Raw genomic sequence first — 22055 nt, 5'->3', positions numbered from 1 at the left:
GATCAGGCGGCGAGCGCGGCCTTCAGATCCTCGACCAGGTCGGTCTTCTCCCAGGGGAAGAAGTCGCCCTCGGGCTTGCGGCCGAAATGGCCATAGGCCGCGGTCTTGCTGTAGATCGGCTTGTTGAGCTGCAGGTGCGTGCGGATGCCGCGCGGCGTGAGGCCGCCCAGCTTCTCGATGCCCGCAATCGCCGCCTCGATCTTGTCGTCCGAGACCGTGCCGGTGCCGTGCGTGTCGACATAGAGCGACAGCGGCCTGGACACGCCGATCGCATAGGCCAGCTGGATCGTCACGCGCTTGGCGAGGCCGGCGGCGACGATATTCTTGGCGAGATAGCGCGTGATATAGGCTGCCGAGCGATCGACCTTGGTCGGGTCCTTGCCCGAAAAGGCACCGCCGCCGTGCGGCGAGGCGCCGCCATAGGTGTCGACGATGATCTTGCGGCCGGTGAGGCCGGCATCGCCGTCCGGACCGCCGATCTCGAACGAGCCGGTCGGGTTGATGTGGTACTCGGTCTCGCCCGAGAGCAGCTCGGCCGGGAGCAGATCGGCGACGACCTTCTTCACATAGGCCTTGAGCTCGGCTTCCTTGTCGCCCTCGTCATAGCCCTTGCCATGCTGGGTCGAGACGACGATCGCGGTCGCGGCGACCGGCTTGCCGTTCTCGAAGCGCAGCGTGACCTGGCTCTTGGCATCCGGCTCGAGGAACGGCGCCGCGCCCGAATGGCGATCGGCGGCCATGCGCTCGAGGATCTTGTGGCTGTAGTCGAGCGTCGCCGGCATCAGGTCCGGCGTCTCGTCGCAGGCGAAGCCGAACATGATGCCCTGGTCGCCGGCGCCTTCGTCCTTGTTGCCCGAGGCGTCCACGCCCTGCGCGATGTGTGCCGATTGCGGGTGCAGGTTGTTCTCGAAGCGGAGCGTCTCCCAGTGGAAGCCCTCCTGCTCGTAGCCGATGCGCTTCACGGTATCGCGGACGGCCTTCTCGACCTCTTCCTGCACGCCCGGCGCCCAATTGCCCTCGGTGTCCATGATGCCCTTGCCGCGGATCTCGCCGGCAAGGACGACCAGCTGGGTGGTGGTCAGCGTCTCGCAGGCGATGCGGGCCTCGGGGTCCTTCGACAGGAACAGGTCGACGATGGCGTCGGAAATCTGGTCCGCGACCTTGTCGGGATGGCCTTCGGAAACCGATTCGGACGTGAAGAGATAGTTGGAACGCATGGAAATTCCTCTTGTGGGGAGGAAAGCCGGGCCGTTGCCATGCCCATATAAAGCTTTCCTTATATCACGCCCCTAGCGGGCGAAGCGCCGAAACGCAATCGCGAACACCACCAGGGCCAGCGCGGCGGCCAACGCCAGCCAGTTGCCGAGCCGCGCGAAGAGCGTCGGCGGCAGCGGCGCGGGGAGCGGCACTTCCACTGCGCCTTCCTGCCCCGCCGGCACCGTGCCGAGCAGGCGGCCATGGGCGTCGATCACCGCGGAAACGCCGGTGGGGGTGGCGCGCAGGATCGGCAGCCCCTCCTCGATCGCCCGCAACCGCGCCTGGGCGAGATGCTGCACCGGGCCCCAGCTGCCGAACCAGGCGTCGTTCGACGGGTTGAACAGGAAATCGGGGCGATTGCGCTGGTCGATGATCTGGCCGGAGAAGATGATCTCGTAGCAGACCGCGACGCCGGCCCTGCCGAAACCGTCGACGGCGAGCGTGCGCGGGCCGGGGCCCGGGATGAAGTCGATCTCGCCCATCACCAGCCGGGCGAGGCCGAGCGGCGCGAGCAGCGTGCGCATCGGCAGATATTCGCCATAGGGCACCAGATGCGCCTTGTCGTAGCGCCCGCCGAGCATGCCGGCGGGATCCACGGTCCACACCGAATTGCCGGCGCCGGTCAGCCGGTCCCCGTCGAAGAACAGCGCATTGCCGCCGACCATCGCACGGTCCCGGGGACCGAGCAGCCCGCCGATCCGCCCACGCACCCAGCGCGGATCGCCCTGCTGGTAGAAGCGCGGCGGATAGCCGTCCTCGACATAATAGTTGACCATGCCCTCGGGCCACACGACCAGCCGCGGCACGCTGCCGGGCTGGCCGCTCCATTCCGCCAGCTTGGCAAGGACGCGCGGGGCATAGTCCGGCCGGTCGACGCCTTCCTGTCCGATATTGGGCTGGACGACGCGCACGTGCGGACGCGTCGGATCCGTCGCCGGGCGGCCGGGATGGAGCGCGAGCCCGGCGGCCAGCAGCAGCGCGGCGATGGCCAGCGGCACGCGATACTGGTGCTGGGTGGCGAGATAGAGCGCGCCCGCGACGAGCAGGGTGACGCCCGACAGCGCATAGGTGCCGGTGAAGGCCGCGAGCTGCGCGATCGGCGTCGGCACCCAGATCGCCGCCACCGGGTTCCACGGATAGCCCGTGAACAGCGTGCCGCGCAGATATTCGGTGACGATCCAGGCCGAGGCGGCGGCGAGGACGAAGGCGAAGTCCGGCTCGTTCCAGCGTGCCTTCACGATGCGGGCGAAGCGCCAGGCGAGGCCCATCGCCACCGCCGGATAGACCGCGAGATAGAGCGCCAGCAGCAGCACGGCGAAATAGCCGAGCACGGGCGGCATCTTGTCCTGGAAATCGAAGGCGTGCTGGATCCAGTTGTTGCCCAGGGTGAAATGGCCGACGCCGAACACCCAGCCACGCAGCAGCGCCGCCCCGGTGCTCGGCGCGTGCCAGGTCAGGTGCAGCAGCACCGCGAGGCAGGCCAGCGTGACGGGCCACCAGTCGAGCGGGGCGAATCCGGTGGCGGAGAGAAAGCCGGCGAGCAGCGCGGCGAGCAGGGGGCGGGACAGCATCGCTGGGTGCTTAACCGATCCATCCCCTTTTCGTCATCCCCGCGAAGGCGGGACGACGGCTGGAACTATGAGACGGACCGGGTGGCGAATCCCCGGCGACCACATTAAATGCCGCGCCATGACCGAGATCACCGTCGCCGCCCTGCAGCTCGCCTTTTCCAACGACATCGACGCGAACATCGCGAAGGTCTCCGCCCATGTGCGCGAGGCGGCCGCCCGCGGCGCGCAGGTGGTGCTGCCGCCCGAGCTGTTCGAAGGCGAGTATTTCTGCCGGGTGGAAGACGAAGGCCTGTTCGCCAATGCGAAGCCGACCGCCGAGCACAAGGCGGTGCTGGCGATGCAGGCGCTCGCCGCCGAGCTGAAGATCCACATCCCGACCAGCTTCTTCGAGGCGGACGGACCGCATCATTACAACAGCCTCGCGATGATCGGCCCCGACGGCCGGATCGCCGGCGTCTATCGCAAGAGCCACATTCCCGACGGCCCGGGCTATGAGGAGAAGTTCTACTTCCGCCCCGGCAACACCGGGTTCAAGGTGTGGAACGGCCCGGACAAGGCGACGCTCGGCGTCGGCGTGTGCTGGGACCAATGGTATCCGGAGACCGCCCGCGCGATGATGCTGATGGGCGCGGACATCCTGTTCTACCCCACCGCGATCGGCAGCGAGCCGCATGACGAGAGCCTCGACACCGCGCGCCTCTGGCGCCGGGCGATGGTGGGGCATGCGGTGTCGAACGTCGTCCCCGTGGTCGCTGCCAACCGCGTCGGCACCGAACATGGCCAGACTTTCTACGGCACCAGCTTCATCACCAACGAGCGCGGCGACATCCTGGCCGAGCTGGACCGCGAGGAGGAAGGCGTGATCACCGCGACGCTCGACCTTGCGCTGGCCAAGCGCCACCGCGCCGCCTTCGGCTTCTTCCGCGATCGCCGGCCGGATCTCTATGGGCGGCTGACGCAGGACATCTGAGCCGGGCTGGCCGTCACCCGGACGCGCCGTGTTGGTCGCGGGATTCGCGGCCTGGTCGGGATCGGCATTCAGCCCTCTCCCCTCCGTCATGCTGATCTTGTTTCAGGGTGACGCAGGAGGTTGGCTCGAAATGTTCCGGCCCGCCAAGCCCGGCCCGAATGTCGATTCGCCCTAGCCCAGCGCGAACTCCAGCGCGGCGAGCGCGTGCAGGCGCGTCGTGTCGAACAACGGCACGTCGCTGTCCCCGGGGCCGACGAGCAACCCGATCTCGGTGCAGCCGAGGATCACACCTTGCGCCCCCGCCGCCGCCAGCTCGGCGATCGCTTCGCGATAGCGGGCGCGCGATTCCTCACGGATCACGCCGCCGACCAGCTCGTCATAGATGATGCGGTGCACGGCGGCACGGGCCTCCGCGCCGGGCAGGAGCACTTCGAGCCCGAAGCGCTGCTCCAGCCGCTCGCGGTAGAAGGGCTGCTCCATGGTGAAGGCCGTGCCGAGCAGGCCGATCCGCGCGATCCCCGCCGCGCGGATCGCCGCCCCGGTGGGATCGGCGATGTGGAGCATCGGAATGCCGATCGCGGCCGCGATCCGGTCGGCCACCAAATGCATGGTGTTGGTGCACAGCACCAGGCAATCGGCGCCTGCCGCCTCGATCGCCCGGGCCTCGGCCGCGAGCCGGTCGGCGAGCGCATCCCAGGCGCCGGCATGCTGGAGCTGCTCGATTTCCCCGAAATCGACCGACAGCATCACGCTGCGCGCCGAATGCGGATGCCCCAGCCGCGCGCGTGCCTCGCGATTGAGCAGCGCATAATATTGGGCCGAGCTCTCCCAGCTCATGCCCCCGAGCAAGCCGATCGTCTTCATGCGAATTCTCCCGGCCCCGCCAGGGCAATGGCCCGTTCCACCACCGCCTCTAGCATCGCGGGCGTCAGCCGCCCGGTATTCTGGTTGTAGCGCGAGCAGTGATAGCTATCGACCAGCCACTGGCCGCGATGCAGGCGATGCTCGGCGCCGTGCGCGAAGCGGACCTTGGGCAGCTTGCCGCCCATCGCCTTGACCGCCGACTGGTGCGCCACCTGGCCGAGCGCGAGCACCACCGGCGCCCGGAGCTCCGCCGCCAGGAAGGGCCGGCAGGCATGGATCTCGGCAGGCTCGGGCTTGTTCTCCGGCGGCAGGCAGCGCACCGCATTGAGGATCACCACGCCCCTGGGCTCGCCCTTCTCCGCCAGCCCGAACTTCTCGAGCGTCGCGAACAGCAATGCGCCCGAGTCATCGCCGGTAAAGGCGCGGCCGGTGCGGTTCGCGCCATGCTTGCCGGGCGCGAGGCCGACGATCGCGATCGGCGCGTCGGGGTCGCCCAGCGCAGGCACTGGCGCGTTCCACCAATCGGGATGTTCGCCGCGCAAGCGCTCGCGCAGCGTGACGAGGCGCGGACAGAGCGGGCAATCGCGGCTTGGCTGGAGCATTCCCGCGCGATAGGCCGGCCGGCATGGCGAGGACAAGCTATGCCATCGCGATCGGATCGAACCGGCGGGGCCGCCATGGCAGCCCGGCACGCGAAGTCGCGGCGGCGATCGACGCGCTGGGCGGCGTCACCGCCGTCTCTCCGATCCTCCACACCCCGCCGCTCGGCCCGTCGAAACGCCGCTTCGCCAATGCCGTCGCGCTGATCGAGAGCGACGAGCCGCCCCCTGCCCTGCTCCGCCGCCTGAAGGCGATCGAGCGCGGCTTCGGCCGGCGGCGCGGGCAGAACTGGGGCGCGCGGGTGATCGATCTCGACATCGTGCTCTGGTCGGGCGGCAGCTGGGGCGAGCCGGCGCTCACCGTGCCGCACCGCCTGTTCCGCCACCGCGCATTCGTGCTCGCGCCGCTCGCCCGGGTCGCGGCGGACTGGCGCGATCCGGTGACCGGGCTTAGCGTGCGCCAGCTCGCGGCACGATTACGGAGGAAGCGATGATCTGGGCATTGCTGGCGCTGGCCGATCCCGATCCCGGGCTGGTCGCCTTTGCCGACGCGTTCGACCGGGCGCAGCTGCGCCAGGACCGCGCGGCGATGGAGGCGATGATCGCGGACGATCTGGTCTATATCGACGGCTCGGGCAGGCGCCAGGGCAAGCAGGCGTTCATCGAAGGCTGGATGACGCCGGGCGACCGCTTTGATCCGCTCGTGCTGACCGACCGGGTGATCGTGTCGCTCGGGCCCGATGCGGGCGTGGCCAATGCGGAAACGGTGCTCGGCGGCGTTTCGGGCGGGCGGCGCTTCTCCAGCCATTTCCGCTTCGCCGACACGTTCCGCAGGACGAAGGGCCGCTGGCAGGTCGCGCATGTTCAAGTGACGCGGATCGAAGCGCGGCGTTGACCCGCCCGGCCGGGCCGCCTAGGGGCGACGCTGGTGTGGGTCCGTAGCTCAGTCGGTAGAGCAAGCGACTTTTAATCGAGAGGTCCCGGGTTCGAATCCCGGCGGACCCACCACCATCCGGAAGCCGCAGCCCGATCTTCGCGCTCCCGCACGCCGTCGCGCCGCTTCGAGCCGGCGCGGGCCGGGCGAAAGCGCCTTCCCGCCGAACCCTGTGCGAGCGATCTTGGCGCGGCGTGCCATTTGCCCTATGCGCCGCGCCGTGGGGCGGCCTCGCCCTCCACGACATGATCGCGCCGGTGCCCCGAAAGGGGCTTAAACGGGAATGCGGTGCGGACGGGCCTTCCGTCCAATTCCGCGGCTGTCCCTGCAACTGTAAGCGGCGAGCGCGATGCACTTGCCCCCCGATCCGAGGGGGCGGCCACTGGATCGCCGATCCGGGAAGGCCGTGCATCGCGCCCTGACCCGCGAGCCAGGAGACCTGCCGGCGCAACGGTCGCTCTTGCCCTGGTCCAGGGGATGGCCAAGGCACGGTATCTCTCCGTCTGAGCGACGACCAAGCGGCCGGGGCCGCTTCGGTGCCGTGCGACGGGCAAGCGCCCGCCCGTCGCCTGCATCGGCCGTTCGCGGCAGGCCCCGCCCTCGTTGCACGGGCGCAGGGGGGACTACCCATGTTGAAGACCAGTTTCGTCTCGCTGATCGCGATCGCCGCCGCCATGCCGGCCCATGCGCAGGACGCCGACCAGCCCACCGACCCGCAGGACACGATCATCGTCACCGCCTCGCGCTCGGGCGAGGGCGTCGCGCTCAGGAACCTGCCCGCCTCGGCCACGGTGATCGACGCGGAAGCGCTCGACCAGCGCCAGACGCGCATCGTCTCCGACGTGCTGCGCGACGTGCCCGGCGTCGCGGTCAGCCGCATCGGCGCGATCGGCGGCCAGACCCAGCTGCGCATCCGCGGCAGCGAGGCCAATCACGTCCTCGTCCTGATCGACGGGATCGAGGCGGCCGACCCCTATTATGGCGAATATGACCTCGGCACGCTGATCGCCGATCCGGCCGCGCGGATCGAAGTGCTGCGCGGCCAGCAATCGTCGCTCTACGGATCGGACGCGATCGGCGGCGTGGTCAACTATATCACGCTCTCGGGCCGCGAGGCACCGGGCTACAGCGCCCGCGCCGAAGGCGGCTCGTTCGGCACCTTCAGCGGCGCGGCGCGCGCGGCCGGCGCCTCGGACACGCTGGACTATGCGGTCTCGGGCAGCTGGTATCACACCAGGGGCTATCCGACGGCGCGGGGCGGCACGCGCGACATCGGCTCGGACAGCGTCGGCGCCAGCGCCAAGCTGGGCTGGACTCCCGCGGCCAACCTGAAGGTCACCGGCGTGCTGCGCTACAGCAATACCGATGCCGAGACCAACAACAGCGAGAGCAATCCCGCCAGCCCCCGCTTCGGCTATACGGTCGACAGCCCCGGCGTGCGCTTCACCAACGAAGCGTTCTACGGCCTGCTCAGCGCCGAGCTGACCGCGCTCGACGGCCGCTGGACCAACACGCTTTCCGGCCAGTTCGCCGACACCACCCGCACCGGCTACAAGCCCGGCGGGATCGACTATGGCGACAAGGGCCAGCGCTACAAGGGATCGTTCGTCTCGAGCTTCCGCTTCGGCACCGATGCGATCAGCCATCGCCTGACCGCCGCGGTCGACTGGGAGCGCGAGCAGTTCCGCAACACCACCCCGTCGACCGGCTCACCCTTCGACGCGTTTCGCGGCCGGCGCAGCACCGACAATCTCGGCCTGGTCGGCCAATATGAGTTGACCGCCGGCGATTTCACCGGCGGCGCCTCGGTCCGCCACGACGACAACAACCGCTTCGCCGACGCGACCACCTGGCGCGTCCAGGCCGGCTATCGCCTGCCGACCGACACGCGCGTCCACGCCGCCTATGGCACCGGCGTGAAGAATCCGGGCTATTACGAGCTCTTCGGCTTCTCCAGCGGCACCTATATCGGCAATCCGAACCTCAGGCCCGAAAAGTCCAAGGGCTGGGAAGCGGGCATCGAGCAGAGCTTCTGGGACGGCAAGGCGACGATCGGCGCGACCTATTTCGATTCGAAGCTGACCGACGAGATCTACATCACCTATCCGGCGCCGAACTACACGGCGACGCCCGGCAACCGCACCACCGATTCGAAGCAGCACGGCGTCGAGGTGACCGCCAGCCTGCGCCCGATCCGCCAGCTCCGCATCGATGCGGCCTATACCCATCTGAAGGCGACCGAGGCCGGCGCCACCGAGGTTCGCCGCCCCGGCGACATGGCCAGCGTCAACGCCACGCTGTTCAGCAGGGACGAGCGTTTCTCGACCACGCTGACGGTGCGCTACAACGGCCGGATGGACGACCTGGCCTATATCGACCCCAGCTATGTGCCGGTGCGCGTCTCGCTAAAGCCGTTCACGCTGGTGAACCTCAATGCCCAATACCGGCTGAGCGACCGCTTCTCGGTGTTCGGGCGCGTCGAGAACCTGTTCGACGTGAAATATGAGGAAGTGTTCAGCTTCGCGACGCCGGGCGCAGCCGCCTATGGCGGCGTGCGGGTCGCCTTCTGAAGTCAAAGGGGGAAGCGGCCGTGACGCAGCGCACCGACGACGAACACAATGCGAAGATGAAGAAGGTCCAGGCCGCCCAGGCCAAGAAGCTCGCCACCAAGACGGTGGAGAAGGGCCTGGTCATCGTCCATACCGGGCCGGGCAAGGGCAAGACCTCCGCCGCGCTCGGCATGGCGGTGCGCGCGATCGGGCACGGCATGAAGGTGGGCATGGTCCAGTTCGTGAAGGGCGCGATGGCCACCGGCGAGAAGGCGGTGTTCGACCGCTTCCCCGACCTGATCGAGTTCAAGCCGATGGGCGAGGGCTTCACCTGGGACACGCAGGACCGCGCGCGCGACATCGCCGTGGCGCGCGAAGCCTGGGAAGAAGTGAAGCGGATGATCGCCGATCCCGGCTATGCGATGGTGATAGCCGACGAGCTCAACATCGTGCTGCGCTACGACTATCTGCCGACGGACGAAGTGCTTGCGGCGCTGGCCGCCAAGCCGGCGATGAAGCATGTGATCGTCACCGGCCGCAACGCGCCCCAGGCGCTGATCGACGCCGCCGACCTCGTCACCGAGATGGCCCAGGTGAAGCACCCCTTCCGCGAGCAGAACGTCAAGGCGCAGGCGGGGATCGAGTTCTGATGGCATCGGCCAAGCTCCTGGCCCTGCCGCTGCTCGCCCTGGGCGGCGCGGCACTATGGGCTGGCGCCCCGGCATCGGCCCCTGCCGCGGGCAAGCCCAGACGGATCGTCTCGATCAACCTGTGCGCCGACCAGCTTGTCCTCGCGCTCGCCGATCGCGCCCAGATCGCGGGGGTGACCCGCAACGCCACCGATGCCGAGATGTCGGGCGAGGCGGCGAAGGCGCGCGGGCTGCCGGTGCTGAAGAATTCGGCCGAGCAGATCCTCGCGATCGATCCCGACCTGATCATCGGCATGCCGGCCAGCCGCAGCGCGCCGATGCGCGCGCTGAAGGGCCATTCCTACCATCTGCTCGATCTCCAGACCGCCAACACGGTCGACGAGATCTACGCCTCGATCCGCCAGACCGCCGCGGCGGTCGGCCATCCCGAGCGCGGCGAGGCGCTGGTCGCGCGGATGGAGGCGCAGCTCGCCGGGATCGGCAGGCCCGGCGGCGGCAAGGTCGCGGCCTATTATCAGCGGCGCGGCTTCATGACCGGCACCGGCACGCTGATCGACGATCTGATGCGGCGCATGGGGCTGGTGAACCTGGCGGCGAAGCTCGGCAAGCCGCCGCTCTCGCAGCTGAGCATCGAGGAGATGGTGGCGGCCCAGCCCGACTATCTGATCGTCGAGAGCGCGACCGACAAGGTCGCCGACCAGGGCACCGAGATGCTCCACCACCCGGCGCTGGCCGGCATCCCCCGGATCAGCATCCCCCAGGCCTGGACGGTCTGCGGCAGCCCCGCCTATGTCGATGCCGCCCAGGGGATGGCGCGGCAGCTGGCCCGTTTTCAGGATCGGACCCACGCCCGATGACGCTCTCCCGCCCCTTGTTGATCGCCGGGCTGCTGGCCCTCACGCTGGCCGCCGCGATCGGATCGCTCCTGTTCGGGCCGGTCCATCTGTCGCTTGCCCGGATGCTCGCCGCCTTCACCGGCCATGGCGACCGGATCGCCACCACCATCCTGCTCGAGCTACGCCTGCCCCGCATGCTGCTGGGCCTGGGCGTGGGCGCGATGCTCGGCCTGGCCGGTGCCGCGCTGCAGGGCTATCTGCGCAACCCGCTTGCCGAGCCATCGGTGCTGGGCACCTCCAATGCCGCCTCGCTCGGCGCGGTCGCCGCGCTGTATTTCGGGCTGGCCGAGCTGCATCCGGTGGCGCTGCCGGCGCTGGCGGTGCTGGGCGCCCTGCTCTCGCTGGCCGGCCTGTCGGCGCTGGCCGGGCGCTCGGAAAGCCCGCTCACCCTGATCCTTGCCGGCATCGCGATCGCCACTTTGGCCACGGCCGGCGTCAGCCTGGCGCTCAACCTCTCGCCCAATCCCTTCGCGGCGATGGAGATCATGACCTGGCTGCTCGGCAGCCTGGAGAACCGCTCGTTCGAGCATGTCTGGATCGCCTATCCCTGCATCGCGATCGGCGCGGCGCTGCTGCTGTGGGACGGGCGCGCGCTCGATGCGCTGACCCTGGGCGAGGACGGCGCGCAGGCGCTCGGCGTCGATCTGCGGCGCACCCGCATCCGGCTGCTGCTCGGCACCGCGATCGGCGTCGGCGGCGCGGTGGCCGTGTCGGGCGCTATCGGCTTTGTCGGCCTGATCGTGCCGCACCTGATCCGCCCGCTCACCGATCGCAGCCCCTCGGCGATCCTGATCCCCTCGGCGATCGGCGGCGCGGCCCTGCTCACGCTGGCCGATCTCGCGGTACGGCTGATCGACACCCGGAACGAACTCAAGCTCGGCGTCGTCACGGCCTTTCTCGGCGTGCCGGTCTTCCTGATCCACCTGATGCGGGAGCGCCGGCTGTGGTGAGCATAAGCCTAGAACAGGTCGGCGTGTCGCTCGGCCGTCGCACTGTGGTGCGGAATGCCGGCGCCACCTTCCGGGCCGGCACGCTGACCGGCATCGTCGGCCCCAACGGCGCCGGCAAGTCGACGCTTGCCCGCGCGATGCTGGCGCTGGTGCCCCATACCGGCCGCATCCTGGTCGACGAGGCGGAGGTTGCGACGATGCCGCGCGCCGAGCTGGCCCGACGCGTCGCCTATCTGCCGCAGGGCCAGACGCTGCACTGGCCGCTCACCGTGGAGCGGCTGGTCGAGCTCGGCCGGCTGCCGCATCTCGCCCCGATGTCGCGGATCGGCGATGCCGATGGTGCCGCGATCGAACGGGCGATCGCGCGCGCCGATATCGCCGCACTGCGCGACCGCGTCGCCACCGAGCTTTCGGGCGGCGAGCGCGCCCGCGTCCTGCTCGCCCGCGCGCTGGCGGTGGAGGCCCCCGCGCTGATCGCCGACGAGCCGCTCGCCAGCCTCGACCCCGGCCACCAGATCGACGTGATGGAACTGCTCCATGGCGAGGCGCGCGCCGGCGCGCTGGTGATCGCGGTCCTGCACGACCTCACCCTGGCCGCGCGCTATTGCGACCGGCTGGTGCTGATCGACCGGGGCGCCATCGTCGCCGACGGCACGCCCGCCGAAGTGCTCACCGCGGCCAATCTCAAGGCCGTCTACGGCATCGATGCGCGCGTCGAGCTGGGCGGAGACTGGCCGACGATCACCACGCTGGGCCGCAGCCGGTGAGCGACACCGCCTTCTACCGCGCGCAGGGCCATGTCGCGCTGCCGCTGTTCGATCGCGCCCTGGTGGAGGCCGCCCAGGCGGATATCGCCGAGCATATCGACCGGCTCTCGCACGCCATGTACCTGCCCTTCGACAGGAGCTGCCCCGACGCCCCGCTCGCGGAGCGGCTCGACCGGATCTACGCGCACGACCGCAGCCAGGCGAACCTGCTGCGCGTGGCGATCTGCACCGATGCGCATCGCGGACCCCGGCTCCAGGCGATCGCCAACGATCCGCGCCTGCATGCCGAAGCCGAGCGGATCGGCGAGCGTGCGCTGGCCGGCAAGGTCGTCCGCGTCCGCGCCAGCATCGCCAGCTTTCCCGAGCATCGCCACGCCTGGCACAGCGACGTCGCCCGCGATGACGGCACGTCCTGCGGCCAGGTATGGACCACGGCCTGGATCCCCTTGTGCGATGCCGGCCCCGGCAATGGCGGGCTGGAGATCATTCCCGGCCGCCAGCACGCGCCGCTCGCCAGCGAGACCGATGACGGCCTCAGGATCACCGAGGAAGCGATCGCCGGCCTGCCGCGCCTCCAGCCCGAATGTCCGGCCGGCACCGTGCTGTTCCTCGATCGCTTCACGCCGCATCGCACGCTCCCCGCGGGCAAGGCGCGCTTCGCGCTTGTCGTCTGGATGAAGGCCGCCTAAGGGCAGCGCCGCGACAGGTTCCCCGGAGACGGGGATGAAAAGGGAACGGGACAATCCCGGCTGCCCCTGCAACTGTAAGCGGCGAGCCATCGGCCTCATGCCATTGGGTGTTGCACCCGAGAAGGCGGCCGGACCGGCAACGACCCGCGAGCCAGGAGACCTGCCCGTCGCGGTCGTCTTTCGTGCGGACAGGGTGTGCCGGGCGGACGGGGGTGAACCCGAGCGACGACAAGGTTGGCCGCGTGCGTGCGCGGACGATGGCGCTCGCCCCTGGCGGCAGCGGCGTCGGCCTTGCACGGATGCGGCGTCGTCATGGGTTGCACGCAATGAAGTCCGTTCTCCGTTTCTCCGCCTCGTTCCTCGCCCTGGCCGCCGCGCCCGCGGCCTTCGCCCAGCAGGCGCCCGCGCCCGATGCGGCGGCGGCCGAGGACAGCGACCAGATCACCGTCACCGCCACCCGCGCGCCGGTGAACATCGACCAGGTCCCCGCCTCGATCACGGTGCTCGACAAGGCGGCGATCGACCGCAGCCAGGATATCGGCGCGACCGAGCTGCTGCTGCGCACGCCCGGCATCAGCGTCTCGCGCAACGGCGGCTATGGCACCTCGACGTCGCTGCGCATCCGCGGCGCCGAGGCCGACCAGACCGTGGTGGTGATCGACGGGGTGAAGCTCAACGATCCCGCGGCCACCGGCGGCGGCTATAATTTCGCCAACCTGCTGGTCGGCGACGCGGCGCGCATCGAAGTGCTGCGCGGGCCCCAGTCGATCCTGTGGGGCAGCCAGGCGATCGGCGGCGTGGTCAACATCGTGACCGCCGCGCCGGAGAAGCCGCTGGAAGGCAGCTTCGACATCGAGGCCGGCTCGCGCGAGACGGTGAGCGCCCGCGCCGCGATCGGCGGCCGCACCGGGCCGCTGCGCTGGCGTCTCGGCGGCCAGAGCTTCACCACCGCCGGCATCTCGGCGATCGCCCCGGCATTCGGCGGCAGGGAAACCGACGGCTATACCAATCGCAGCGCCACCGGCCGTGCCGAACTGGCGCTGGCGAGCAACCTCAGCTTCGAGGTGCGCGGCTATTATTCGAACGGCCGCACCGAGATCGACGCGACCACCGGCGACAGCAGCGACTATTCGCTGAACGCGGAGTTCGTCGGCTATGCGGGCGTGAACCTCGACCTGCTCGGCGGCCGGCTGCGCAACCGCTTCGCCTATGCCTATACCGACACCGATCGCGACAGCTACGGCCCCACTCGCGCCCGCCCGCTCAGCTTCGAATCCAACGGCCGCAACCAGCGGCTGGAATATCAGGGCAGCTTCGCCTTCACCAAGCGCGTCTCCGCGGTGTTCGGGGTGGAGAACGAGAATTCGAAGTTCCGCAGCCGCTCGCCCGCGGCTTCGCTCGCCACGCCTCTCCCGGCATTCGCGCGCGGCGATGCCGAGATCACCAGCGCCTATGCCCAGATCAGCGTCGAGCCGATCGACGGGCTGACCCTGAACGGCGGCGTCCGCTACGACGATCACAACCGCTTCGGCGGCCAGACCCTGTTCGCGGCGGGCGGAGTGTGGCGCCTGGCCACCGGCACGATCCTGCGCGCCAGCTATGGCGAGGGCTTCAAGGCGCCGACGCTCTACCAGCAGTTCAGCGAATATGGGAACACCGCACTCGATCCCGAGCGGGCCAATGGCTGGGAAGCGGGCGTCGAGCAGCAGCTGTTCGGCCGCGCGCTGACCTTCGGCGCGACCTGGTTCGAGCGCACCACCACCAGCCAGATCATCTTCAACAGCTGCACCGCGACTTCGACCGTGCCGCTCTGCTTCGTGCCGGGCGGCACCACCCGCCGCTCGGGCTATTATTCGAACGTCGCGCGCGCACAGGCGCATGGCATCGAAGCCGCCGGCGCGCTCCGCCTGGGCGGCTTCACGCTCGACGGCAATTACAGCTGGATCGTCGCCGAGGATCGCTCGCCGGGCACCGCGAATTTCGGCAAGTGGCTGCCGCGCCGCCCGCAGAACAGCGCCAACGGCTCGATCAGCTACGCCTTCCCCTTCGGCCTCACCACCGGCGCCGCGGTGCGCTGGTCGGGCCACAGCTTCGACAATGCGGCCAACACCACCCGGCTCGACGGCTATACGCTGGTCGACCTGCGCGCCGAGCTGAAGGCCGGCGACAATCTCAGCGTGTTCGCGCGCGCCGAGAACCTGTTCGACGAGACCTACATGACCGCCTATCGCTACGGCACGCTGGGCCGCAGCATCTATGCCGGCATTCGCGGGCGCTTCTGATGGGAGAAGACACTATGACGCAGGCACGCGCCTCCACGCTGTGGATCATGCTGCTCACCCTGGCGAGCATGGCGACGAGCTTCGTCCTTGCCTGCACGGCCCCGGTCGCGGCGCTCGCCGCGCTGGCGGCGGTGCACATGCGCCGGCGCGACGGGATCGCGCTCGCGCTCGCCGCCTGGGGCGCCAACCAGGCGGTGGGCTTCCTCTTCCTCCATTATCCGCACGACCCGAAGACGCTCCTGTGGGGCGTCGGGCTCGGCACCGCGGCGGCGGGGTCGGCGATCGGCGCCTATGCGGCGCTCGCCCGGCTGCGGGTACGGTCGACCGCCGCCCGGCTCGCCATCGCCTATGTCGCGGCATTCGTTGCCGGCAAGCTGGTGACCCTGTGCTGGGCGGCGGTGCTCGGCGGCGTCGCGATCACGCTCCATCCGGGCCATTCGCTCGACCAGTTCCTGCGCAACGGCGCGATCCTGATCGGGCTCTACGCCTTCTACCATTTGCTGCGCGCGCTCGGCATGCCCGCGCCGCGGCAGAAGCGCGCCGCCGCCTGATGCTGAAGCGCGTCGCGGACGGCCCGGCGGTCGTCGCCTGCAATACCTGTCGTCATTCCGCCGATGCGCGCGAGGATGGCGAAGGCACGCGCGGTGGCGCCCGGCTGGTCGCCGCCCTGCGCACGGTGCAGGCGAGCGACCCGCGCTATGCCGGCATCGCGGTGCAGGAAATGCCCTGCCTGTTCGCCTGCACCGATTTCTGCACCGTCCATCTGCGCGCGCCGGGCAAGGTCGGCTATGTCCTCGGCCGGTTCACGCCGGACGAGGAGAGCGCGCGCGCCATTCTCGACTATGCCGTGCACCATGCGGCGAGCGCGCATGGCCGCGTCCCCTACTCCGCCTGGCCCGAGGGGATTAAGGGCCATTTCATCACCCGCACCCCACCCGCTGGATTCGTCGCCGAATGACCTTTGCCTCGCCTGCCGATTTCCGCACCGCGCTCGCCGATCTGCGCGGCCCCGACCAGGGCGCCATCGCCGCCGCCCGCGCCCGCCAGGCCGAGCTGACCAAGCCGGCCGGCTCGCTCGGCCGGCTCGAGGAGATCGCGGTCTTCCTCGCCGGCTGGCAGGGCACCGCAAGGCCAAGGATCGCGCGCGCCCGCACCGCGATCTTCGCCGGCAATCACGGCGTGACCGTGCACGGTGTCAGTGCCTTCCCGGCAAGCGTGACCGCACAGATGGTCGCCAATTTCGAGGCCGGCGGCGCGGCGATCAACGCACTGTCGGGCGCGGCCGGGCTGGAGCTGGCGGTAACCGCGCTCGATCTCGACAAGCCCACGGCCGACTTCACGATCGCTCCGGCGATGACCGAGGCCGAATGCCTCGCCGCGCTCGATGCCGGTGCCGCCGCCGTGACTGGGGATCTCGACCTGCTCACCATCGGCGAGATGGGCATCGGCAACTCGACCGCCGCCGCCGCGCTCTGCCTGCGCAGCTTCGGCGGCGCGGCCGCGGACTGGATCGGCCCCGGCACCGGCGTGGACGCGGAAGGGATCGCGCGCAAGACCGCCGTGGTCGAGCGCGCCCTCGCCTGCCATGCCGATGCGCCGGCCGATGCGTTCGAGACGCTGCGCCGCCTGGGCGGACGCGAGATCGTCGCGATCGCCGGTGCCGTGCTGCGCGCGCGCCAGCGCGGCATCCCGGTGGTGCTCGACGGGTTCATCGGCAGCGCGGCGATCGCCCCGCTCGCCGCCGACAATGCGGCGATCGTCGCGCACTGCATCGCCGGCCATGTCTCGGCCGAGCCCGGCCATGCCCGCCTGCTCGCCCGGCTCGGGCTGGAGCCGCTGCTGGCGCTCGGCATGCGGCTGGGCGAGGGCAGCGGCGCGGCAGTCGCGGTCGGCGTGATCCGCGCCGCGCTGGCCGCGCACGACCAGATGGCGACATTCGCCGAGGCGCGGGTATCCGGCTCGCTGTGACCAGCTTCGCGCTCCATCTGCTGCGCCATGGCGCACCCGCCCTGTCCGGGCGGCTGATGGGCCGCACCGATTGCGCACCGACCGCCGAAGGCATCGCGGCATGCGTGGCGCAAGCGGCGGATCTGGGCGTCGAGCATATCGTGGCTTCGGACCTGCACCGCGCCCGCGCCGCCGCCGAGGCGATCGGCAGGCCGACTCTCGACCCGCGCTGGCGCGAACTGGATTTCGGCGCATGGGACGGGCTCGCGCCCGATCAGGTCGATCCCGATGCGCTCACCCGTTTCTGGGCGGACCCGGACGCCAATCCGCCGCCGGGCGGCGAGCGCTGGTCGGCGCTCGTCGCCCGCATCGCCGCGGCAATCGACGCGCTGGCACCGGCGCCCACCCTGGTCGTCACCCATGGCGGCGCGATCCGGGCCGCGCTGCACGTGCTGTGCGGCTTCGAGCAGCCCCGGCTCTGGGCGTTCGACCTGCCCTATGGCGTGCTGGTCTCGCTGCGGGTGTGGCCGGGTGCGCGGCCGGGTGCCCAGATCGTCGGGATCTACCCGTGAAGGGGCTGATCGTCGCGATCCAGTTCCTCACGCGGCTGCCGACACCGCGGGTCACGGTGAGCGCCGCGGAATTCGCCGCCTCGATGCGCTGGTTCCCGGCAGTGGGGCTGATCGTGGGAGCGATCGTCGCCGCCGGATGCCGGGCGGGCGCGGAGATCGATCCCTGGACGGCGGCGCTGGCGGGGCTGGCGCTGTGGGTAGCGGTCACCGGCGCGCTGCATCTCGACGGGCTAGGCGACATCGCCGATGCCTGCGGGGCCGCGCACAAGGATCGCGACCGCGTCCTGGCGGTGCTCGCCGACCCGCATATCGGCAGCTTCGGCACGGTGGCGATCGGGCTGCAGCTGCTCGCCAAGCTCCTGCTGCTGCACGCGCTGGTCGCCAGCAACGCCTATGCCGCCATCGCCCTGGTCCCGTTCGCGGCACGCATCGGACCCCTGTTCTGGACGCGCTGGCTGCCCGATCTCCATCCCGGCCTCGCCGCGCGGTTCCGCGATGCGGTGCGTCCGGTGGACCTGGCGATCTGGACGGTGGCGCTGCTCGCCGCCGCCTGGTTCTCGCCCAGCCTGCTCGCCACCCCGCTGCTGCTGTTCGGCTGGGCCGCATGGCTGTGGCGCAAGCTCGGCGGCATTTCGGGCGACGGGCATGGCGGCGGGATCGAAGCGACCGAGACCTGCCTGCTGCTCGCGGCGCTGCTTCTGGTCCGGTTCGCATGAGCAGCTGGACCTGGCACGGCGGCGGGGTCGAAGCCGCGCGGCGGCATTTCGGCGGGAGCGACTGGCTCGACCTGTCGACCGGCATCAACCCGCATCCCTGGCCCGGCGCCGACGCTCTCGCCATCGACTGGCGGCGCCTGCCCGAACGCCACGAACTCGCTGAACTCGAAATCGCGGCCGCCGCCTGTTTCGGCCTCGATCCGCGCCATGTCTGCGCCGTGCCGGGCACCGAGATCGGGCTGCGGCTGGTCGGCGGCCTGCTCGGTGGCGCGGCGCAGTTCGTCACTCCCAGCTATCGCACCCATGGCGAGATGATCGCGCGCGCCGCGCCGACCGATCTCGACGACGCGCAGGACGGCACGCTGATCCTCGCCAATCCCAACAATCCCGACGGGCGCGTCCTTTCCCGCGCGCACCTGGAGGAACTGCTCGACCGGCGCGGCGACGACGCATGGCTGCTGCTCGACGAGGCCTTTGCCGATGTCGATCCGGCGCCGAGCATGGCCGGCCGGATCGGCGATGCGCGCCGGCTGGTGATCTTCCGCTCCTTCGGCAAGTTCTTCGGCCTGGCCGGCGTGCGGCTGGGCTTCGTGCTCGGGCCTGCGCCGCTTCTCGACGCGATCCGGGCCGCGCTGGGCGCCTGGCCGGTCGCCGCCGCCGCGATCGCCATCGGCACCGCCGCCTATCGCGACCGCGCCTGGATCGAGAGGATGCGCGGGCAGCTCCCTGCCCAGGCCGCCGCGCTCGACGCGGTGCTCGGCCGGGCGGGGCATCGCCCGACCGGCGCCTGCCCGCTCTTCCGCCTGATCGAGGTCGCCGACGGCACGGCGCTGTTCGAGCGGCTGGCACGCCGCGCGATCCTCACCCGCCCCTTCGCCGATCGGCCGCACTGGCTGCGCATCGGCCTGCCGCCCGACGAGGCGGGCCTGGCACGGTTCGCGGCGGCGCTGGCCGATGGCTGAGCCGATCGCCCTTGCCGCGCTCATGCTCGACGCCGGGCTGGGCTGGCCGGACGCGCTCTATCGCCGGATCGGCCATCCCGTCGGCCTGTTCGCGCGGATCATCGCCCGGTGCGAAACGCTGTGGAACCAGCCCGAACGCAGCTTCGGCGCCCGGCGCATGCTGGGCCTTCTCACCCTGGCGCTGCTGGTCATGCTCGCCGGCGGCACGGGCTGGATCGTCCAGCACCAGCTGCTCGTGCATCTCGGCCCCTGGGGCTGGCTGGCGGTCGCAGCGCTCGCCTGGCCGGCGCTCGCCCAGCGCAGCCTGTTCGATCATGTCCGCCCCGTCGCCCGGGCACTGGCCGAAGGCGACCTGCCCGCCGCGCGCGAGGCGGTGGGCAGGATCGTCGGCCGCGACACCGCGATGCTCGACGAAGCCGGGGTGTCGCGCGCCGCGATCGAAAGCCTGGCCGAAAGCTTCTGCGACGGCGTGGTCGCGCCCGCCTTCTGGCTGTTGCTGCTCGGCCTGCCCGGCGCCTGGGCCTATAAGGCGATCAACACCGCGGACTCGATGATCGGCCATCGCGAGCCACGCTGGCGCGCCTTTGGCTGGGCGGCGGCGCGCGCCGACGACCTGCTCAACCTGGTTCCCGCGCGGCTTTCCGGCCTGCTGCTCTGCCTCGCCGGCACCGGCGGCTGGCGGATATTGTGGCGCGATGCCGGCAATCATGCCTCCCCCAATGCCGGCTGGCCCGAGGCGGCGATGGCCGGCGCACTGGGGCTGCGCCTCGCCGGCCCGATCGCCTATGACGGCGTGATGCACGACAAGCCCTGGATCGGCGACGGCCGCGATGACGCGGACAGCGGGGACATCCGCCGCGCACTGCGCATCTATGTCCGTGCCTGCCTGCTGCTCTGGCTCGTCGCGGGAGGCGCGGCATGGGCGCTCTGATGCTGCAGGGCACGGGCTCGGACGTGGGCAAATCGGTGCTGGTCGCCGGGCTGTGCCGCGCCTTCGCCAATCGCGGGCTCTCGGTGCGCCCGTTCAAGCCGCAGAACATGTCGAACAACGCCGCGGTGACGGCGGACGGCGGCGAGATCGGCCGCGCCCAGGCATTGCAGGCGATCGCCTGCCGGACGGCGGCACATAGCGACATGAACCCGGTGCTGCTCAAGCCCCAGGCCGATCGCACCTCGCAGCTGATCGTGCAGGGCCGGGTGCGCGGCACGCTCGGCTCCGGCAATTTCCGCGAGGCGCGCGGCAGCCTGATCGCCGAGGTGCTGGCGAGCTATCACCGGCTCCGCGCGGAGTGCGACCTGGTGGTGGTCGAAGGCGCCGGCTCCCCGGCCGAGATCAACCTGCGCGCCGGCGACATCGCGAACATGGGCTTCGCCCGCGCCGCCGGGGTGCCGGTGGTGCTGGTCGGCGATATCGACCGGGGCGGCGTGATCGCGGCGATCGTCGGCACCCGCGCGGTGATCGATCCCGAGGACGCGGCGATGATCCGGGGCTTCCTGATCAACAAGTTCCGCGGCGATCCGGCGCTGTTCGAGGACGGCTATCGCGCGATCGGGGAACGGTCGGGCTGGCCGGGCTTCGGCGTGGTGCCCTGGCTGGCCGCCGCCGTTCGCCTGCCGAGCGAGGATGCGGTGGTGCTGGATCGCGCCGCGCCGCGCGGCGACGGCCGCAAGCGGATCGCCTGCCCGATCCTGCCGCGCATCGCCAATTTCGACGATCTCGATCCCCTGAAGCTCGAGCCGGGCGTGGAACTGGCGATGGTGCCGCCCGGCACGCCGATTCCGGGCGATGCCGCGCTGATCGTGCTGCCCGGCTCCAAGGCGACGATCGCCGATCTCGCCTTTCTGCGCGCCCAGGGCTGGGACATCGACATCCATGCCCATCATCGCCGCGGCGGCGCCGTGCTCGGGCTGTGCGGCGGCTACCAGATGCTCGGGCGCAGCGTCGCCGATCCGCTGGGGATCGAGGGGCCGGCGGGGCAGGTCGACGGGCTTGGCCTGCTCGACGTCGCGACCAGCCTGGCGCCCGGCAAGATGCTGCGCCAGGTGGCGGGCGTCGCACTCGGCGCACCGGTCCATGGCTATGAGATGCACATGGGCGAGACGACCGGCCCGGACACGGCGCGCCCCTTCGCGCTGCTCGACGGGATCGGCCCCGAAGGCGCGATCAGCCGCGACGGTTCGGTGATGGGCAGCTATCTTCACGGGCTGCTCGCCGCGCCCGAAGCGCGCAGCATGCTGCTCGCCCGGATCGGCGCGGCCGGGGCGGGCCGCGACTATGCGACGGACGTCGATGCCGCGCTCGACGAGATCGCCGCCGAGCTCGAGCGCCATGTCGATGTCGACGGATTGCTGCAACTGGCCCGGGAGACTCGATGACCAGGTTGTTCGTCCTCGGCGGCGCCCGCTCGGGCAAGAGCCGCTATGCCCAGCAGCGCGCCGAGGCGCTGCCCGGCCGCCACGTCTTTATCGCCACCGCCGAAGCCTGGGACGCGGAAATGGCGGAGCGCATCGCCCGCCACCGCGCCGACCGCGACGCGCGCTGGGAGACGGTGGATGCGCCGCGCGACCTTTCCGCCGCGCTCGATGCCGCGAGCGGCACCGGGGCGGTGGTGCTGGTCGACTGCCTCACGCTCTGGGCCAGCAACCTGCTGCTCGCCGACGCCGATATCGAGCAGGCGACGGCCGGGCTCCGCGCGGCCATCATGCGCTTCGATGGGCGGCTGATCCTCGTCGCCAACGAAACCGGCCTCGGCATCGTGCCCGACAATGCGCTGGCACGCCGCTTCCGCGATGCGGCGGGGCGGATCAACCAGGCAGTCGCGGCGGTGGCCGAGGAAGTGACGCTCATCGTCGCCGGCCTGCCGATGCGGGTCAAATAAC

The 22055-nt window shown here is 70.7% G+C and carries 23 protein-coding genes, 1 tRNA gene and 2 riboswitches; of the genes, 20 read left to right on the top strand and 4 right to left on the bottom strand.

Features of this window, described 5'->3' with window-relative positions; translation table 11 throughout:
* Positions 1-2: 2 nt before the first annotated feature.
* The gene (metK, locus tag CAP40_RS16120) at positions 3-1217 is read right to left on the bottom strand and encodes a methionine adenosyltransferase (protein ID WP_086130576.1); all 1215 of its coding nucleotides are present in this window, start codon (positions 1215-1217) and stop codon (positions 3-5) included.
* A 72-nt stretch (positions 1218-1289) separates the two neighbouring features.
* Complete coding sequence (lnt, locus tag CAP40_RS16115) at positions 1290-2828, bottom strand: apolipoprotein N-acyltransferase (protein WP_086130575.1); 1539 nt, start codon at positions 2826-2828, stop codon at positions 1290-1292.
* Positions 2829-2946: 118 nt separating this feature from the next.
* Between lnt and aguB the strand changes: the two genes are divergently transcribed.
* Positions 2947-3798: an N-carbamoylputrescine amidase gene (aguB, locus tag CAP40_RS16110; protein ID WP_086130574.1), complete on the top strand. Its 852-nt coding sequence runs from the start codon at positions 2947-2949 to the stop codon at positions 3796-3798.
* A 171-nt stretch (positions 3799-3969) separates the two neighbouring features.
* Here aguB and CAP40_RS16105 read toward each other — a convergent pair whose 3' ends face one another.
* Together CAP40_RS16105 and CAP40_RS16100 are read right to left on the bottom strand one after the other, a co-directional pair.
* Complete coding sequence (locus CAP40_RS16105) at positions 3970-4662, bottom strand: aspartate/glutamate racemase family protein (protein WP_086130573.1); 693 nt, start codon at positions 4660-4662, stop codon at positions 3970-3972.
* Positions 4659-5264, bottom strand: a complete 606-nt coding sequence (locus CAP40_RS16100; RefSeq protein ID WP_086130572.1) for a uracil-DNA glycosylase — start codon at positions 5262-5264, stop codon at positions 4659-4661. The genes CAP40_RS16105 and CAP40_RS16100 overlap by 4 nt, the downstream gene beginning before the upstream one ends.
* Positions 5265-5287: 23 nt before the next feature.
* On the opposite strand from CAP40_RS16100, the gene folK reads away from it, so the two are divergent.
* From folK to cobU, 19 genes are all read left to right on the top strand, one after another.
* A complete protein-coding gene (gene folK, locus CAP40_RS16095) occupies positions 5288-5755 on the top strand; it encodes a 2-amino-4-hydroxy-6-hydroxymethyldihydropteridine diphosphokinase (RefSeq protein ID WP_086130571.1) in 468 nt (155 codons plus the stop codon).
* Positions 5752-6156 carry a nuclear transport factor 2 family protein gene (locus tag CAP40_RS16090; protein ID WP_086130570.1) on the top strand — a complete coding sequence of 135 codons (405 nt, stop codon included), beginning with the start codon at positions 5752-5754 and terminating at the stop codon, positions 6154-6156. The genes folK and CAP40_RS16090 overlap by 4 nt, the downstream gene beginning before the upstream one ends.
* 37 nt (positions 6157-6193) lie before the next feature.
* A tRNA-Lys gene (locus CAP40_RS16085) sits at positions 6194-6269 on the top strand.
* Positions 6270-6433: 164 nt separating this feature from the next.
* Positions 6434-6657: riboswitch (cobalamin riboswitch) on the top strand.
* A 167-nt stretch (positions 6658-6824) separates the two neighbouring features.
* On the top strand, positions 6825-8765 hold the full coding sequence (locus CAP40_RS16080; protein ID WP_256924283.1) for a TonB-dependent siderophore receptor: 1941 nt from the start codon (positions 6825-6827) through the stop codon (positions 8763-8765).
* A gap of 20 nt (positions 8766-8785) precedes the next feature.
* The gene (cobO, locus tag CAP40_RS16075; RefSeq protein WP_086130569.1) at positions 8786-9394 is read left to right on the top strand and encodes a cob(I)yrinic acid a,c-diamide adenosyltransferase; all 609 of its coding nucleotides are present in this window, start codon (positions 8786-8788) and stop codon (positions 9392-9394) included.
* Positions 9394-10251, top strand: coding sequence for an ABC transporter substrate-binding protein (locus CAP40_RS16070; RefSeq protein ID WP_086130568.1), 858 nt, complete (start codon positions 9394-9396; stop codon positions 10249-10251). The genes cobO and CAP40_RS16070 overlap by 1 nt, the downstream gene beginning before the upstream one ends.
* Positions 10248-11240, top strand: coding sequence for an iron ABC transporter permease (locus CAP40_RS16065; RefSeq protein WP_086130567.1), 993 nt, complete (start codon positions 10248-10250; stop codon positions 11238-11240). The genes CAP40_RS16070 and CAP40_RS16065 overlap by 4 nt, the downstream gene beginning before the upstream one ends.
* Positions 11234-12007, top strand: coding sequence for an ABC transporter ATP-binding protein (locus tag CAP40_RS16060; protein WP_086130566.1), 774 nt, complete (start codon positions 11234-11236; stop codon positions 12005-12007). The genes CAP40_RS16065 and CAP40_RS16060 overlap by 7 nt, the downstream gene beginning before the upstream one ends.
* The gene (locus CAP40_RS16055; RefSeq protein WP_086130565.1) at positions 12004-12696 is read left to right on the top strand and encodes a phytanoyl-CoA dioxygenase family protein; all 693 of its coding nucleotides are present in this window, start codon (positions 12004-12006) and stop codon (positions 12694-12696) included. The genes CAP40_RS16060 and CAP40_RS16055 overlap by 4 nt, the downstream gene beginning before the upstream one ends.
* Positions 12695-12879, top strand: a riboswitch (cobalamin riboswitch). (Overlaps the previous gene by 2 nt.)
* Before the next feature lie 143 nt (positions 12880-13022).
* Entirely contained in the window at positions 13023-14978 is a 1956-nt protein-coding gene (locus CAP40_RS16050; RefSeq protein ID WP_086130564.1) for a TonB-dependent siderophore receptor, read from the top strand.
* Between the two features lie 14 nt (positions 14979-14992).
* Positions 14993-15529 (top strand): hypothetical protein, encoded by a 537-nt coding sequence (locus tag CAP40_RS16045; protein WP_086130563.1) that lies wholly within the window; start codon positions 14993-14995, stop codon positions 15527-15529.
* On the top strand, positions 15529-15936 hold the full coding sequence (locus CAP40_RS16040; RefSeq protein WP_086130562.1) for a DUF1636 domain-containing protein: 408 nt from the start codon (positions 15529-15531) through the stop codon (positions 15934-15936). Before CAP40_RS16045 ends, CAP40_RS16040 begins: the two co-directional genes overlap by 1 nt.
* On the top strand, positions 15933-16946 hold the full coding sequence (gene cobT / locus CAP40_RS16035) for a nicotinate-nucleotide--dimethylbenzimidazole phosphoribosyltransferase (protein WP_086130561.1): 1014 nt from the start codon (positions 15933-15935) through the stop codon (positions 16944-16946). The genes CAP40_RS16040 and cobT overlap by 4 nt, the downstream gene beginning before the upstream one ends.
* Entirely contained in the window at positions 16943-17497 is a 555-nt protein-coding gene (locus tag CAP40_RS16030; protein ID WP_086130560.1) for a histidine phosphatase family protein, read from the top strand. The genes cobT and CAP40_RS16030 overlap by 4 nt, the downstream gene beginning before the upstream one ends.
* Positions 17494-18213, top strand: coding sequence for an adenosylcobinamide-GDP ribazoletransferase (locus tag CAP40_RS16025; protein ID WP_086130559.1), 720 nt, complete (start codon positions 17494-17496; stop codon positions 18211-18213). The genes CAP40_RS16030 and CAP40_RS16025 overlap by 4 nt, the downstream gene beginning before the upstream one ends.
* Positions 18210-19175, top strand: a complete 966-nt coding sequence (locus tag CAP40_RS16020; protein WP_086130558.1) for an aminotransferase class I/II-fold pyridoxal phosphate-dependent enzyme — start codon at positions 18210-18212, stop codon at positions 19173-19175. Before CAP40_RS16025 ends, CAP40_RS16020 begins: the two co-directional genes overlap by 4 nt.
* Positions 19168-20106, top strand: coding sequence for an adenosylcobinamide-phosphate synthase CbiB (cbiB, locus tag CAP40_RS16015; RefSeq protein WP_086130557.1), 939 nt, complete (start codon positions 19168-19170; stop codon positions 20104-20106). Before CAP40_RS16020 ends, cbiB begins: the two co-directional genes overlap by 8 nt.
* Positions 20094-21551, top strand: a complete 1458-nt coding sequence (locus tag CAP40_RS16010) for a cobyric acid synthase (RefSeq protein ID WP_086130556.1) — start codon at positions 20094-20096, stop codon at positions 21549-21551. The genes cbiB and CAP40_RS16010 overlap by 13 nt, the downstream gene beginning before the upstream one ends.
* Positions 21548-22054, top strand: a complete 507-nt coding sequence (cobU, locus tag CAP40_RS16005; protein WP_086130555.1) for a bifunctional adenosylcobinamide kinase/adenosylcobinamide-phosphate guanylyltransferase — start codon at positions 21548-21550, stop codon at positions 22052-22054. Before CAP40_RS16010 ends, cobU begins: the two co-directional genes overlap by 4 nt.
* Position 22055 lies beyond the last annotated feature (1 nt).

The organism is Sphingomonas sp. IBVSS2, assembly GCF_002127225.1.
Taxonomy (GTDB): domain Bacteria; phylum Pseudomonadota; class Alphaproteobacteria; order Sphingomonadales; family Sphingomonadaceae; genus Sphingomonas.
This window is presented reverse-complemented; position numbering and strand designations above follow the sequence as displayed.

Bases quoted from the DNA above. Each gene is read 5' to 3' on its own strand.
- metK (WP_086130576.1), bottom strand. From the start codon at position 1,217: ATGCGTTCCAACTATCTCTTCACGTCCGAATCGGTTTCCGAAGGCCAT.
- lnt (WP_086130575.1), bottom strand. From the start codon at position 2,828: ATGCTGTCCCGCCCCCTGCTCGCCGCGCTGCTCGCCGGCTTTCTCTCC.
- aguB (WP_086130574.1), top strand. From the start codon at position 2,947: ATGACCGAGATCACCGTCGCCGCCCTGCAGCTCGCCTTTTCCAACGAC.
- CAP40_RS16105 (WP_086130573.1), bottom strand. From the start codon at position 4,662: ATGAAGACGATCGGCTTGCTCGGGGGCATGAGCTGGGAGAGCTCGGCC.
- CAP40_RS16100 (WP_086130572.1), bottom strand. From the start codon at position 5,264: ATGCTCCAGCCAAGCCGCGATTGCCCGCTCTGTCCGCGCCTCGTCACG.
- folK (WP_086130571.1), top strand. From the start codon at position 5,288: ATGGCGAGGACAAGCTATGCCATCGCGATCGGATCGAACCGGCGGGGC.
- CAP40_RS16090 (WP_086130570.1), top strand. From the start codon at position 5,752: ATGATCTGGGCATTGCTGGCGCTGGCCGATCCCGATCCCGGGCTGGTC.
- CAP40_RS16080 (WP_256924283.1), top strand. From the start codon at position 6,825: ATGTTGAAGACCAGTTTCGTCTCGCTGATCGCGATCGCCGCCGCCATG.
- CAP40_RS16070 (WP_086130568.1), top strand. From the start codon at position 9,394: ATGGCATCGGCCAAGCTCCTGGCCCTGCCGCTGCTCGCCCTGGGCGGC.
- CAP40_RS16065 (WP_086130567.1), top strand. From the start codon at position 10,248: ATGACGCTCTCCCGCCCCTTGTTGATCGCCGGGCTGCTGGCCCTCACG.
- CAP40_RS16050 (WP_086130564.1), top strand. From the start codon at position 13,023: ATGAAGTCCGTTCTCCGTTTCTCCGCCTCGTTCCTCGCCCTGGCCGCC.
- CAP40_RS16045 (WP_086130563.1), top strand. From the start codon at position 14,993: ATGACGCAGGCACGCGCCTCCACGCTGTGGATCATGCTGCTCACCCTG.
- CAP40_RS16040 (WP_086130562.1), top strand. From the start codon at position 15,529: ATGCTGAAGCGCGTCGCGGACGGCCCGGCGGTCGTCGCCTGCAATACC.
- cobT (WP_086130561.1), top strand. From the start codon at position 15,933: ATGACCTTTGCCTCGCCTGCCGATTTCCGCACCGCGCTCGCCGATCTG.
- CAP40_RS16020 (WP_086130558.1), top strand. From the start codon at position 18,210: ATGAGCAGCTGGACCTGGCACGGCGGCGGGGTCGAAGCCGCGCGGCGG.
- cbiB (WP_086130557.1), top strand. From the start codon at position 19,168: ATGGCTGAGCCGATCGCCCTTGCCGCGCTCATGCTCGACGCCGGGCTG.
- CAP40_RS16010 (WP_086130556.1), top strand. From the start codon at position 20,094: ATGGGCGCTCTGATGCTGCAGGGCACGGGCTCGGACGTGGGCAAATCG.
- cobU (WP_086130555.1), top strand. From the start codon at position 21,548: ATGACCAGGTTGTTCGTCCTCGGCGGCGCCCGCTCGGGCAAGAGCCGC.